13 protein-coding genes are annotated in these 13,431 nt (G+C 69.0%); 5 read left to right on the forward strand and 8 right to left on the reverse strand.

The annotated features are described in order from the left end of the window. Positions 1 to 160: 160 nt before the first annotated feature. The gene (locus tag ACN469_RS40930) at positions 161 to 2,185 is read right to left on the reverse strand and encodes a serine hydrolase (protein WP_498777393.1); all 2,025 of its coding nucleotides are present in this window, start codon (positions 2,183 to 2,185) and stop codon (positions 161 to 163) included. Positions 2,186 to 2,324: 139 nt separating this feature from the next. Between ACN469_RS40930 and ACN469_RS40935 the strand changes: the two genes are divergently transcribed. Then, positions 2,325 to 3,362, forward strand: a complete 1,038-nt coding sequence (locus ACN469_RS40935) for a PA0069 family radical SAM protein (protein WP_498777395.1) — start codon at positions 2,325 to 2,327, stop codon at positions 3,360 to 3,362. A 21-nt stretch (positions 3,363 to 3,383) separates the two neighbouring features. Here ACN469_RS40935 and ACN469_RS40940 read toward each other — a convergent pair whose 3' ends face one another. From ACN469_RS40940 to serC, 3 genes are all read right to left on the reverse strand, one after another. Further along, the gene (locus tag ACN469_RS40940) at positions 3,384 to 3,632 is read right to left on the reverse strand and encodes a GlsB/YeaQ/YmgE family stress response membrane protein (RefSeq protein ID WP_498777397.1); all 249 of its coding nucleotides are present in this window, start codon (positions 3,630 to 3,632) and stop codon (positions 3,384 to 3,386) included. Between the two features lie 208 nt (positions 3,633 to 3,840). Then, the gene (locus ACN469_RS40945) at positions 3,841 to 4,407 is read right to left on the reverse strand and encodes a chalcone isomerase family protein (RefSeq protein WP_498777399.1); all 567 of its coding nucleotides are present in this window, start codon (positions 4,405 to 4,407) and stop codon (positions 3,841 to 3,843) included. A gap of 40 nt (positions 4,408 to 4,447) precedes the next feature. Then, a complete protein-coding gene (gene serC, locus ACN469_RS40950) occupies positions 4,448 to 5,536 on the reverse strand; it encodes a 3-phosphoserine/phosphohydroxythreonine transaminase (RefSeq protein ID WP_498777401.1) in 1,089 nt (362 codons plus the stop codon). 167 nt (positions 5,537 to 5,703) lie between these two features. Between serC and ACN469_RS40955 the strand changes: the two genes are divergently transcribed. From ACN469_RS40955 to ACN469_RS40970, 4 genes are read left to right on the forward strand one after another with little or no spacing between them, the layout of a single operon-like run. Next, on the forward strand, positions 5,704 to 6,279 hold the full coding sequence (locus tag ACN469_RS40955) for an RNA polymerase sigma factor (RefSeq protein ID WP_498777403.1): 576 nt from the start codon (positions 5,704 to 5,706) through the stop codon (positions 6,277 to 6,279). A 6-nt stretch (positions 6,280 to 6,285) separates the two neighbouring features. Then, entirely contained in the window at positions 6,286 to 7,098 is an 813-nt protein-coding gene (locus ACN469_RS40960) for a hypothetical protein (RefSeq protein WP_498777405.1), read from the forward strand. A 10-nt stretch (positions 7,099 to 7,108) separates the two neighbouring features. Further along, positions 7,109 to 8,755, forward strand: a complete 1,647-nt coding sequence (locus ACN469_RS40965; RefSeq protein ID WP_498777407.1) for a caspase family protein — start codon at positions 7,109 to 7,111, stop codon at positions 8,753 to 8,755. Further along, the gene (locus ACN469_RS40970) at positions 8,755 to 9,858 is read left to right on the forward strand and encodes a carboxypeptidase-like regulatory domain-containing protein (protein ID WP_498777409.1); all 1,104 of its coding nucleotides are present in this window, start codon (positions 8,755 to 8,757) and stop codon (positions 9,856 to 9,858) included. The genes ACN469_RS40965 and ACN469_RS40970 overlap by 1 nt, the downstream gene beginning before the upstream one ends. Before the next feature lie 24 nt (positions 9,859 to 9,882). Here the strand turns inward: ACN469_RS40970 and ACN469_RS40975 are convergent, their stop codons facing one another. The 4 genes from ACN469_RS40975 to ACN469_RS40990 form a co-directional block, all read right to left on the reverse strand. After that, a complete protein-coding gene (locus ACN469_RS40975; RefSeq protein ID WP_498777411.1) occupies positions 9,883 to 10,608 on the reverse strand; it encodes an HvfC/BufC N-terminal domain-containing protein in 726 nt (241 codons plus the stop codon). Next, a complete protein-coding gene (bufB, locus tag ACN469_RS40980) occupies positions 10,605 to 11,450 on the reverse strand; it encodes an MNIO family bufferin maturase (RefSeq protein WP_498777470.1) in 846 nt (281 codons plus the stop codon). The genes ACN469_RS40975 and bufB overlap by 4 nt, the downstream gene beginning before the upstream one ends. 115 nt (positions 11,451 to 11,565) lie before the next feature. Further along, a complete protein-coding gene (locus tag ACN469_RS40985; RefSeq protein WP_498777413.1) occupies positions 11,566 to 11,832 on the reverse strand; it encodes a hypothetical protein in 267 nt (88 codons plus the stop codon). Positions 11,833 to 11,955: 123 nt separating this feature from the next. Next, positions 11,956 to 13,431 (reverse strand): M61 metallopeptidase family protein, encoded by a 1,476-nt coding sequence (locus tag ACN469_RS40990; protein ID WP_498777415.1) that lies wholly within the window; start codon positions 13,429 to 13,431, stop codon positions 11,956 to 11,958.

Raw genomic sequence — 13,431 nt, forward strand, 5'->3', positions numbered from 1 at the left:
GCGTGGCGCGGTTGAGCACCAACGCGGGCACCGGCGTGGGCGTATTCCGCGAGTTCACGGACTGAGCTGACGAGCAGCTACGAGGGCCGTGCGCGTGTCTCGCGCGCACGGCCCCTTACGAATCCCGCCGGTCCTACGAGTCATCCGGCCAAGGCCTTGCCTAGAACAGGTCGTGCGCGGGCCAGGCGCTGACGCCGTTCACGACGCTCCACATGAGGCCGTCGAGATTGATGTCGGGCGTGCCCGAGCCGGACCTGTTGTTGGAGTTGGTCATGGCCGACCAGGTGAATGCCTCGGAGCGGCTGGGCCCATAGCGGTCATCGGTCCGCACCATCAGGGCCAGGGTGCCCGGGACGTAGCCGCCGTGCCACCAGTTGGGGAGGCTGTTCACCGACCAGCCCTTGGCGTAGTTGACGGGGTTGCCCAAGGTGTCGAGCGCCGTGGTGCGCGTGGTCATCGTGGTGAGTGTGCCCGCGCTCAGCAGGTCCGGAACGGTGTTGAACCCATCCGCCTTCACGGAGACGCGCAGCAGGTCGATGGGCGTGACGACCCAGCCGCCGTGCGCATCCATGCGACGCACCGGCATGCCGTACGGATTGAAGGCCCCCGCGCCAAGCTGGTAGTAGACGGCCTCGTTCGGCAGACGCGCGGCCAGGGTATCCCCGCCCACCGCGAAGCTGGTGGCGCCGCTGGGCGTGAACACCTGGCTTTGCATATAGGCGTCATAGGTCATCCCCGTGACGCGTTCGATGATGCGACCGAGGACGCTGTAGCCGAAGTTCGAATACTGGTACCGCGTCCCAGGCGCGAACTCGAGCGGCACGTTCTGCAACACCCACTGGATGAGCTGCGCGTGCGTCATGCCCGTGTTCATGAACATGGGGTCGCCCGTCCCATCGGCGCCGTCGTTGTCCCAGGCTCCCGCGGTGTGCTCCAGCAGGTGCTGGACCGTGATGTTCAGGACACGGCTGTCCACGTAGGTGCTCTGCGCGCCGAACGTCTCACCGAGCAAGCCACCCCGGCCGAAGACTCGGTCCGTCAGCTGAATCTGGCCGCTCTCAATCAGCCGCATGATGCCAATGGACGTCAGCGGCTTGGACACACTGGCGACGCGGAAGCGGTGGGAGGAGTTGACCGGGGTGTTGTTGGCCTGGTCGGCCAGGCCATACCCCTTGGCGAACACGAGGCGCCCACGGCGGGTGATGGCCAGCGACAGGCCGACGGTGTTCGTGTTGGCCATCGCCTGCTGGACGGTGGTGTCGATGTGCTGCAGGTCGGCCGCGCTGAACGTCAGGTTCTGCCAGACCAGCGCGAACTCGGGCTGGCTCCCATTGTGGTGCGCCGCCACCACGACAGGGCGGTATCCCTGGTTCTTGAGGTCCGTCGCGGCCTGTTGATACCCGGCGGAGGTGAGCCCATGGCGCGCGGCGGTCGGAATCCCCGAGGACACGTGGAAGATGGCCGCATACCGGTCCGTACCGCCCACGTTGTAGCTGCTGACCTTCGCGAGCTGGTACCCCTGGGACGCGTTGGTATTGAACGTGGACTGGTACTGGGCCGCGGTCAGCCCGTGGTAGGCCCGCGCGGCCGGCCCGCTGGTCTGCTCCCAGACGGCCGCATAGCGCTCCGCGCCCCCGGACGTGTAGCCACTGACGTGCACGAGCCGGTAGCCCTGCCCGGTCCAGGTATTGAACTCCGTCTGGTACTGGGACGCGCTCAGGTCATGACGGGCCACCCACGCGGCGACACCGTCCGAGTGGAAGATGACCGCGAAGTAGGCGACGCCTCCGACGCTGTACCCGTTGACCACCACCGGGCGGTAGCCCTGCGCATGTTGATTGACGGCGGTGGTCTGATACTGCGCGGAGGTCAGCCCGTGGAAGGCCCGCCAGGCCGGGCCGCTCGTCTGCTCCCAGATGGCCGCGTAACGGGCACTGCCCCCCTCCTCGTAACCGCTGACATAGGAGAGCCGATAGCCTTGACCGGTCCAGGTACTGAACTCCGTCTGATATTGGGCGGCGGTGAGCGCGTGGCGGGCAACCCAGGCATCATAGGGACCGGCCAGTGCCTGGGCTGTGGAACCAGAAGAGGCGTGGGACGCTTCCTCCGGAGCCCCGCATCCCACCAGGGAGACGACCAGCACTGACAGGACTGTCAGAAGCGACTTCATTCCAAAAGACTTCATGCTCGAGAACTCCTGCGTGACGTTGGTACCGCCGACAGGAAACGAACCGAGCCCGCATTTCACCTCAGCCCCGGACCGAAGAAAATCGATCGACGTACCAGCCCTTGACTGAACGCGCTTTCAGCCCCACCCTGGGCGCGTGAAGGCGCGCCCCATCGACAATCCGCCCAACCCGTGGGCGAGCACCGAGGTGGAGTACCTCGACGAGATTCCTCCGTCACGGCTGGAAGTCTTTGAAGACCACAGCAAACAGGTCGTCTCGCACAACGACAGCCCCGACGTGGGCTTCAGCTGGAGCGTCAATCCCTATCGCGGCTGCCTCCACGCCTGCGCGTACTGCTATGCGCGGCCCACGCACCAGTACCTGGACTTCGGCGCGGGCACCGACTTCGAGACGAAGCTCGTCGTGAAGCCCCGCGCCGCGGAGCTGCTGCGCGAGCACTTCGAGCGCCCGTCCTGGAAGGGGGAGACGGTCGTCTTCAGCGGCGTCACCGACTGCTACCAGCCGCTCGAGGCGTCCATGCGCCTCACCCGCGCCTGCCTGGAGGTCTGCGCCGAGTACCGCAACCCCGTGGGCATCATCACCAAGGGCGTGCTCATCGAGCGGGACCTCGACGTGCTCCAGCGCATCTCCCGCGAGGCCCGCCTGTGGGTCAGCGTCAGCCTGCCCTTCCACAACGCGGAGATTGCCCGCGCCATGGAGCCCTACGCGGCGTCACCCCAGCGGCGGCTGCTCGCGATTCGCCGCCTCGCCGACGCCGGCCTCAACGTGGCCGTCTCCGTGGCCCCCATCATCCCGGGGCTCAACGACGAGGACATCCACCGCGTGCTCACCGCCGTGCGCGAAGCCGGCGCCACCCGCGCGCACTTCACCCTGGTGCGCCTGCCCGGGCCCGTGAAGGACGTCTTCGAGGAGCGGCTGCGCGCCAAGCTTCCGCTGCGCGCCGAGCGCGTCCTGCACCGCATCCGGGAGATTCGCGGCGGGGAGCTCAACGACTCCCGCTTCAAGCACCGCATGCGCGGCGAGGGCCTCTACGCGGAGACCATCCACCGCCTCTTCGAGACGACGGCGCGCAAGGTCGGCTTGCGCACCTCCTTCATCACCGAGGACGCGCCGGACACCTTCCGGCGCCCGCCGCGCAAGCCGCCACCGTCACCCCAGCTCAGCCTCTTCTGAAGGCGTCAGGGGCCCCGGGCGCTATTTTCGTATCGCCTGGACGATGCTGATGAGGATGACCGCCCCCACCGTGGCCACCGCCAGCGAGTAGAGGTTGAGCCCCGTCACGCCCCGGCCACCCAGCAGGCTGAACAGCCAGCCGCCCAGCATCGACCCGACAATGCCGGTCGCGATGTTGGCGAACATCCCCATCTTCGCATTCGTGCCCTTGATGATGCTCGCAAGCCACCCCGCGATTCCGCCCAGCACCAGCCACGCGCAAATTCCCATGTCGTCCTCCTGACCGGCCGGTTGCTATCAGACCCGGCGTCGCCGTGCAGCCGGGCACGTTCCTACTACGCGCCACGCACCCACGTATTTCAAGCGTCCCCCGGCCCGTCCGAAAACGCGGAAGGCGCCCCGTGCCTCTGTCCGAGACACGGAGCGCCCCCAGGTGACGCGACGTCGGACGTCGGACGTCGGACGTCGGACGTCGGACTCAGTCCTTGCCGAGCATCCCGTCCTTCAGGCCGCCATCCACCGGCTCCTTGCCCAGCCACACCGAGAAGAGCGCGTCCGAGAAGTCCTTGCCCTCCACGGAGATCTTCTCGCCTTCCTTCTTGCTCTGAATCTGAGTGCCCGTGCCCGGGATGTACGTGAGGATGAGCTCGTCACCCTTCTTCAGGTCGGGAATCTCCGCGGTGAAGGTGTCCAGCCGCGCCTGGAGCGCCGGCATCTTCGCGCCCGCGTTCTTCTTGAAGCCGTCGACGATGGCCTCGGTGATGGTCTTCTTGTCCAGGTCGCGCAGCATGTACATGCGGACGCGCTTGGTCTCGTCCGCGGCGAGGATCTGCGCGGCGTCCTTCGACGGCGTCTCCAGATACAGCCCCACCGTGTAGACCTTGAAGACGACCTTCTTGCGCAGGCCCACTCCGTTGAGCTTCAGCTCCTTGTCGCCCACCTTGGCGGTCTCCGGATACTTCACCCCGGCCACTTCCACTTCCTTGGCGAAGGCGGGCACGGCGAACAGCAGGCAGAGCGCGACGGCGGGCAGCGTGGCTTTCATGAAACCCTCCAGATGAGTTGTTCCGCGAGTTCGACGGAGACTACCCGCGGGTCTTCACGAAATGTTCCATGAAGGTGACAAGGGTGCGCACATTCTCCACAGTCACGGCGTTGTACGTGGAAACCCGGATTCCGCCGGCGGTGCGGTGCCCCTTCAACCCCACCATTCCTTGCTGCTTCGCGTCAGCGACGAAAGCCGCGTCCAGCTCCGGCGTGGGCAGGTGGAACACGACGTTCATCACTGAACGGGACTCGCGCTCCACCGGCGCCCGGTAGAAGCCGGAGAGCTTGTCGAGCGCGCCATACAGCAGCTCAGCCTTCTGGCGGTTCCACGCTTCAATCTGCTCCAGGCCACCCACGCTCTTCATCCACGCGAGCACGTTGCGCACCAGGTAGATGGCCAGCGTGGGGGGCGTGTTGTAGAGCGAGTTGTTCTCCGCGTGGATGGAGTAGCGGAAGATTTTGGGGATGTCCTTGCGCCCTCGCGCGATGAAGTCCTTCGCCGCCACCACCAGCGTCACGCCGGAGGGCCCCAGGTTCTTCTGCGCTCCGGCGTAGACGAGCCCGAAGCGTGACAGGTCCATCTTCTTCCACAGGAAGTCGGAGCTCATGTCCGCCACCAGGGGCACGGTGCCCACGTCCGGCGTCGTGTGCCACTGGGTGCCGTAGATGGTGTTGTTGCTCGTCAGGTGGACGTACGAGGCCTTCGCATCCAGCTTCAGCTCGTCCTGGCGCGGCACCCGCGTGTAGTGCTTGTCGGGCTGCACCGTCGTCACCGCGACGCGGGCCTTGCCGTAGTACCTGGCCTCGTCGAGCGCCTTCTCGCTCCACACGCCCGTCATGAGGTAGTCCGCGCTCGTGTCGGGGGTGAGGAAGTTCATCGGCACCTGCGCGAACTGCTGCGACGCGCCGCCGGTGAGGAAGAGCACCTGGTGGGTGGTGGGCAATCCCGTCAGCTCGGACAGCAGGGCAATGGCTTCGTCGTGGACGGCCTCGTATTCCTTGCCCCGGTGGCTGTGCTCCATCACGGACATGCCGGAGCCCTGGAAGTCGAGCAGCTCGTCCCGGGCGCGCTCCAGGGCGGGCTGGGGAAGGCCGGCGGGGCCAGGATTGAAGTTGATGACGCGCATGGCGGGGTCCTCGCGGAATTGAAACGGCGGGACGCATTCTTCCCCCCGAGCCCCCCCTGGGAGCCAGTAGGAAGCGGCCCGCCCCGCCCGCTTCCTGGAGTGGCCAGGGGCCAGTCGAGCCGAGCGCGCGTGGCCACCGGACACTTCCGGGGGTCCTGGGAGGACAGGTGGGTTCCACGGAGGGACTGGCGGAGTGGGTGCGTCGCGCGGCGAGTGGGGAGACTTCCGCCTTCAGTGAGCTGTACCGGCGCACACGTCCCCTCGTGGCCAGGCTGATGGCGGGGTTCGCCCCGCTCGACTCCGACGAGGTGGAAGACGTCATCCAGGAGACCTTCGTCCGGGCATTCCGTGCCCTGCCCCGGCTCAAGGAAGCCGGCGCCTTCGAGGCGTGGCTCCTGTCCATCGCTCGAAACCGGGCCCGGACGCGGCTGGAGCGCAAGGCGAGCGCGCGGCGCCTGGAAGACGACGTCGCAGACCCGGAGCCCGAGTCGGTGCCCGCCCTCCCGGAGGCCCTCCAGCTCGAGCGGGACATCGAGGTGGTCCGCCAGCTCATCTCCGAGCTGCCCGAGGGAGAAGAGAAGCGGACAGTCCAGCTTTTCTATATCGAAGGAGAGCTTTCGGCGCGGGAGATTGCCGAGCAGCTGGGTGTGGGGAAAAGCGCGGTGACGATGAGACTCGAGCGCTTCCGGGGCCGTATCAAGAGAGAGTTGCTGCGGCGAGTGCTCGCCGGTCGGTGGGAGTGAGTGTTCATGAGACACCTGGATGACGAGGCGCTGCGCGCCCTTGCCCGTCGTGAGCCGGAGGCGGTGAAGTACTTCCGCGAGCACCTGGCCACCGCGTGTGAGGTGTGTGAAGGCTTCCTCGCCACCCACTCCGGCCCCGACGTCCTGGATGGGCGGACGGACGCCCTGCTCCTCGCCCTGGCCCCTCCCCGCACCGACGCCCCGCTGGACGAGGTGGGCTTCGCCCGGGTGCGCCGGGAGCTGCGCGCGCCCCGCCAGGACTCCCGACGGTGGGGCCTCATCGCCGGAGCGGTGGCCGCGGGCCTGCTCGCGGTGGTGGTGGTGCCCCGGCTACGGCAAGGCGGCACCGGGGTGGAGGTGGGGACCGCGTCCCAGGAGCCGGGCGTGAAGGGCCAGGTGGGCCGCATCGCCCTGGAGCTGGCGGTGGTGGCGCGAGGCTCGGATGGCGCCCTGCGCCGGTTGGACCCGGACACCCTGGTGGACTCCGACGACGTGCTGCTCCTGCGCTACCACGCCACCGAGGCGGGCACCGCCCTGCTCTTCCAGAAGCGCGCGGACGAGGAGCCCCAGCTGCTCGGCTCGTTCGAACTGGAGGCGGGGACGCATGACCTGCGAGGGCCCCAGGGGCTCTCCGGCGTCAGCCTGGAGGGCGAGTCCGGCCCGCTGACGCTGTGGCTGGCCGCCTCACCCACGGGCCTGGAGCCCTCGGTCGACCAGGTGAAGCGCGTGCTGGTGGGTGAAGGTGAGCGCTGGGAACAAGGCACGTTGGCGGTGACGAGGTTCGACGTCCGCGTCCGAAACGGCCAGAATCCCCGCTAATCGGGTAACTGTGAGGCACCTTCTTCCCATCCTGCTGGTGGCGCTGACGGCCTGCGCGACTCCTTCGTCCCTGGGGGCGGAGAAGGGCGGACTGGTACCGCTGCGGCTCGACGAGGAGGCGCTGTCGAGCGCGTACACGCCCCGGCGCATGGCGCTGCTGGTGGGCATCTCCGAGTTCGACGACCCGCACTGGCGCGGCCTGCGCTACCCCGCCAAGGACGCCACGGACCTGGCGGCGGCGATGTTGGACCCGGCGCGCGGGCGATTCGACCAGGTGCGCGTGCTCACCCGCCCCGAGGACACGACGCGCGCGGCCATCCTCGCGGCGCTGCGAGAGCTGCGAAAGCAGGCCCACCGGCCGGATGACGTCGTCGTCGTCTACTTCTCCGCGCACGGCACGCTGGCCCGGGACGCCACGGGTGAGCTGCGCCGCTTCCTGGTGACACGGGACGCGTCCTACCGCGCCATCGCCCAGACGGCGCTGTCCATGGACATGCTGAAGGCGGAGTTCGACGCGCTCTCCAGTCGCCGACGGCTGCTGGTGCTCGCCTCCTGCCACAGCGGCAATGGCAAGTCGCTCCTGCCCACGGAGCTGGCGAAGGAGCTGTCGGGCGTCAAGTCAGGCTTCTACGCGCGGCCCCTGGAGGAGTCCTCGCGAGCGTCCATGGTGTTCGCCGCCTGCGATTGGGGCGAGACGGCGCGCGAGGACGAAGGGCTGCGCAACGACATCTACACGCACTTCCTCGTCGAGGGACTGGGCGGCGGCGCGGACCGCAACACGGACGGCGCCGTCACCGCGACGGAGGCCCACGACTACGCGCGCAGGCGCACGTTCGCCTTCACCGAGGGCCGTCAGCGCCCGTCGGCGGAAATCCTGGAAGTGGGCGCCGACCCGGTGGTGCTGTCGGGCAACATCACCCGGACGGGCCGGCCGGAGCTGTTCTCCTACAACCCCCGGCTGGATGGCTTCACGCTGAAGGTGGACGGAGAGGCGCGCACGGAGCTGCCAGGAGGCGCGGCGGTGGTGCCCGGCAAGCGCACGGTGGAGCTGACCAAGGGCGGCGCGGTGCTGATGCGCCGTGACGTGGAGGTCAGCGCCGGGCAGCGACTGCCGCTGGAGCAGCTCCTGTCGGAGGCCTTCCCCCGTCGCTCGCTGTCGCTGCTCGGGGGGATGTTCACCTTCGCGGACGCGCGCAGCCGCGCGGAGCTGCTGCCGCTGGCACCGGAGGTCGCCGTGTCGCTGCGGCTGGAGGACAGGCCGCTGCGCGACTTCGGGCTGCTGTTCGATTTGAGCTTCAGCACGGGCCGGCGCGCGCTCCAGCTCCAACCCGACGACGAGGTCCCCTTCCGCTACACCACGTTTTCGGCGGGCATGGCCCTGCCTTACCTGTGGCGTTGGGAACGATTGACGCTGTTCGCGGGTCCCCGTGTGGCCGCCCTCTATCTGGGGCGGTCCTTCGAGGTGGACACCTTCGCGGGTGGGCAGCGCTTCTTCACCGTCAGCCCTGGCGTGGTGGGAGGACTGGTGGTGAGGGTGGGTGAACGTCTGGAATTGATGACCCAGGCGCAGCTCATGCTGACGTACGTGGTGGTGGATGGTGAGGGACAGGCCGTGGGATTCACCGGCGGCTGGGCCGGTGTGGGGTATCGATTCTGATGGGTTCGAGACAACACATCGCGTTGGGCGTCGTCCTGCTGCTGGGAGCGGGGGCGTGCGGAAACCTGGAGAACGCGCCGCTGCGAGTGGGGACCATCGAAGGGCAGCTCACGGAGTTCGACCCGGAGGTCGCCCTGGTGTCCCTCGTCGGAGCGCATGACGTGCGCTCGGCGGTGGACTCGGAGGGGCGGTTCAAGCTGGAGGGCGTGCCCACGGGGCCCGCGGAGCTGTTCGTGGTCGCCACGTCGGAGAAGGCGACGCGGGTGTCCGTGAAGGTCTCCGGCGGCCAGTCGGTGAAGGTCCAGCGCGTGACGGCCCGGGACGCGGGCTTCTTCGAGATGAGGGTGAAGGCCGCGCATGGCGAGCGGGTGGCCGGCGTGCAGGTGTCGGTGCTGGACACGCCCTTCGAGCGGCAGAACCTGGATGGCGCGGGGAGGCTGCGCGTGGGGCCCTTGCCGGACGGCTGCTACGCGCTGAGCATCGCCGGGGTGGGCTTTCCGGAGGTCCGGGCCGAGGCGTGCGTGGGCTCGGGGGAGAAGAAGGAACTCCGCCTCGAGTTGGAGCCCAACGAGGAGATGCTCAACCGCTGCGGCCTGACGGGCTGCGCGGACGGCCTGGTGTGCGGCCCGGGCGGCAGCTGCGTCGAGTGCCTGCTGGATGGGCAGTGCGGCGCGGGGATGATCTGCAAGGGCTTCCGTTGTGGCGCCGCCGGCCCGCGCTGCGGTGCGTGTGATGTCAACGGGGGCTGCGCGGAGGGCGCCGCGTGCCAGCTCCTGGCCGAGGGCGGCGCCGCCTGCGTGAAGCAGTGCACCGAGGCCATGAACGAGGACGAGGAGGACAGGGCGGCGAACCGGTGCGAGGCGGGCTTCACCTGCCAGCGCGGGAGCTGCCTGCCGGACCCGGCGCGCTTCCAGGGCTGCCGCGCCCTGCTCCAGCTCGGCGCGGAGTGCGCGGACGACACGCGCTGCCAGAAGCTCGGCCTGTCGGGCGGGTTGTGCCTGGAGGGCCAGTGCACGGTGTCCTGCACCCAGGACGTGGAGTGCCCGGGCGTGTCGCGCTGCGAGGACTCCGCCGTCGGTCAGGTGTGCTCCGTCCGCCACTGAGGCGTCGGGAGCCCCGCGCCTGAGTCACGCGGAAGGTGACAGCACCAGGCCGTCGCGAGACAGCCGGGTCACCGCGTCCAGGATGTCGGCCTCGGGCAGTCCCGTGGCCGCCGCCACGTCCGACGCGGACAGCCCCTCCACCGCCATCTTCAGCACCAGCAGCGCGTGCGGCGTGGCCTCCTGGTAGTACGTCACCAGGAGCCCCGGGTGACGCCAGAGCAGCGCCAGCTCGTCCCCGGGCTCGGGCTCCGTCGCCGCGCCACGGGCTCGCACGTAGGCGCAGATGCGGAACGGCTGCTCCAGCACCACCAGCGTGGGATTCGGCGTCAGGTGCTCCACGCGCTCGGGCGCCTGCGCTTGCGAGGCGAACACCGCGAAGTCGGACCACTCGAAGCGCGCCAGCGCGGGCGCGTACGCGGGAAGCCCCAGCGACGCCAGCGTGTCCGCGACGAAGGCCGGGAAGCCCTCGCCCATGTGGTTCACCTCGTGGTGCCGCGCGGGCCGAGTCAGCGTGTAGCCCTCCACCAACGAGAGCCACGCCTCCGCGCCCACCGCGCCTCGCAGCAGCGGGAAGAGCTTCTCCAGCGCGGCGCGCACGTGGCCTCGCACGAAGTCGCCGTAGATGGATATGCGCGAGCCAGGCGCGCGCCACTCCGGATGCGCCGTATAGAGCCGCTCCAGCGACTCGCCGCCCGGCCGCGCGAGGTAGGCGCCCATGCTGTCGAAGAAGTGCTTCAGCGAAGGCTTCATCGCCCCGCCCCTTCCCGCAGCGCCGCGCGCGCCAGGTCCGCCTCGTCCAGCACGGCCTCCATCGATGGGATGTCCTGGTCCCACTCGATGAGCGTCGACACCGGCCCGGTGCGCTCCAGCACGTAGCGGTACAGCGACCACACGTCGTCACAGACGCGGTCGCCATGCGTGTCGATGATGACGTCCGGGTAGGTGGTGTGGCCCGCGAGGTGGATTTGAACCACGCGCTCCAGCGGCAGCGAGTCCACGAAGGCGCGGGCGTCGTAGCCGTGGTTGCGCGCGTTGACGTAGACGTTGTTCACGTCCAGCAGCAGCCCACAGTCGGCCTCCTCCACCACGTGGCGCAGGAAGTCGGCCTCGGACAGTGTGCCGCCGGGCATGTTCGCGTAGTAGCTCGGGTTCTCCAGCAGGAACGGCCGGCCCACGCGCGCCACGACTTCGCGCACGCGAGGCACCACGTGCTCGACGACGGCCTCTGTGAAGGGCAGCGGCAGCAGGTCATGCAGGTACACGCCGCCCAGCCGCGAGTAGCACAGGTGGTCCGAGAAGAACGGCGCGTCCACGCGCTTCACCAGCGCCGCGAGCCCGGTGACGTAGTCGGTGTCCAACTCGTCCGGCCCGCCGATGTCGAGCCCCACGCCGTGCGGCAACACGGGCCAGCGCTCCGTGCACGCGTCCAGCGCGCGCTGGGGACGGCCTCCGAGCGAGAGGAAGTTCTCCGGGATGATCTCCACCCAGTCGAGCGTCCGCTGGGTGCGGGGCAGCTCCTCGTAGAAGCTCCTGCGCAGGCCGATGCCCACGCCCAGGGGCTTCAGTCCGTGTCTTCGCGCATACGTCGCCACCACGGCCAGCCACCTCCCGGAAGACAAATGAACCGGGCGGCGGGAGGTGCTCTTCCCACCGCCCGGAGGTCGGCGCGAGGGCCGGCGTCGTCACCGGCTCCAGGTGCGCCGAGGACTACTTCTTCTGGCCGTTGCAACCGCCAGCGCCACAACCGTGCTCGGCGCCCTTCTCCGGCGTCGCCGCGGGAGTGCCTTCCTGCTTCTGCGCGCCGCAGCCGGCCTCGGCGCCCTTGGCGTCGGTCTTCGCGGCGCCACACGAACCCTCGGCGCCCTTCTCCGCGGCGGCCGGCGTGGCCTCCGCCGACTTGGTGGAGGCACAGCCGGTGGCGAGGGAGGCCAGGGACAGGGTGCCGACGATCGCCGCAAGAGCCTTAGCGTTCATGGTGTTGCTTCCTTTCGGTGCTGCGTTGAGGGGGAACCGCGGACTCCATTTACGGATGTCGACAGTTCGCGGATGCATCCAGTACGTGATTGCCTGCCCGCTGGTTACAGACCGCCTCGCCATTCATCGCGAGGCCTCGTGGAGACGCACTCTCTCCATCGACTCGCGCAACGAGCTGTCCTGGGCAGGCACCAACTCAATGCCCTCCGCTCCCGCCGACACACCCAGCGCTTCTAGCAGACCTTCCTGCTCCACAAAAGCCGTGCGCCCCAGGTGCCGCGCAAGCAAGCCGTCGAACAGCGGCCGCCCCGCGACAGCGTCCACCGCCGCGCCAAATGCACCGAACGTGGAGGTGTTCCCGCGCTCCGCGAGCAACTCCAACACATCTTCCAGCTGCCGCTTGTTTCCAGTGACACGGCGGATTTCCACATCGAGATGCAGCGCGAAGAGCGCGCCCGTCCAATATGTCCCGAGCGCGAAGTCTCCATCGGTGGTGACCTCTTCCATCGTGCGGGCTCCCGCCGCGCGACGCCCACGCGCGAAGCCATCCACCAGCTCCTCCCAGGCACGCTGAGCGCTCTGCCTGCCCGAGCGCGCGCGGGCCAGCTCCGTGAAGTAGGTGGCGAGGCCCTCCGACAACCACGGCACGCGCGGCAGGAACGCGGGATGCGTCAGGTGGAGCAGCTCGTGCAGCACCACCCAGTCCCGCTCGAAGGATTCCACGCTCGCCTCCTGGCCCACGAGCACGGAGATGCTGGGCGGTGAGCTCCAGAGCACCATGCCGAAGAGGCTCGGGCCTTGGTGGCCGGGCACGGGGATGACGCGCACGGTGGCTCGCGGATAGGGGAACGCGCGGCGCACGGTGCGCACCTCTTCCGCCGCCTGTTTCATCCAGCCACAGACCTGGGTGTCGTCGACCGTGGTGAACTCGCCGAGCACCGCCACGTCCAGCACCGCGTCCGGCAACACCACCTGGCAGCGGCGCCCACCGAAGCCATGGAAGCCCGAGTCCACCAGGTCCTCCGCACGAATCCGATACAGGCCGGTGTCATCGGGTTGCCACGGCAGCAGCGCGTCCGTTCCCTCGACGACCAACTCCACGCGCAGGTCGGGCGGCGCTTGATTGGGACGGATGAGGTACGCGCGGCCGGCGACGTGGCGCGCATCGCCTTCGCCCCCACCCGCGAACAGATTGGGGCCGCGCGAGCCGTGGCGCGCATCCAGCTCATAGCGGTAGCGCAGGAAGCGGATGTTCGAGGGGAGCAGGACCAGGCCCTCCCTCACGCGCAGCTCGAGCCGCTCACCGTCCTCTCGAAACGCGCTCACGGTGTCCACGCCGCCCGGTTGGGTGAAGCGGAACGCGCGCGGAGTGCCCCGCACCAGCACCACCTCCACGTCGAGCGCGTGCGTGGGCTCGCGCACATAGGTGATGTTGTAGCGCAGCGCCGCCGGGTCCTTCGCGGCACGCGGGCGAGGCGCCCCCAGACAGGACAGGCCCAGCAGGGCGAGCAACCCCAGCACCCAACGGCCGCGCGCGAAGGACATCGCCACCTCCAGCAACCGGGTCAGGAGCCCAGGTGTCGCGGAGGCGAGCACCAC

It is taken from the genome of Corallococcus terminator (assembly GCF_049194865.1).
Classification (GTDB): domain Bacteria; phylum Myxococcota; class Myxococcia; order Myxococcales; family Myxococcaceae; genus Myxococcus; species Myxococcus terminator_A.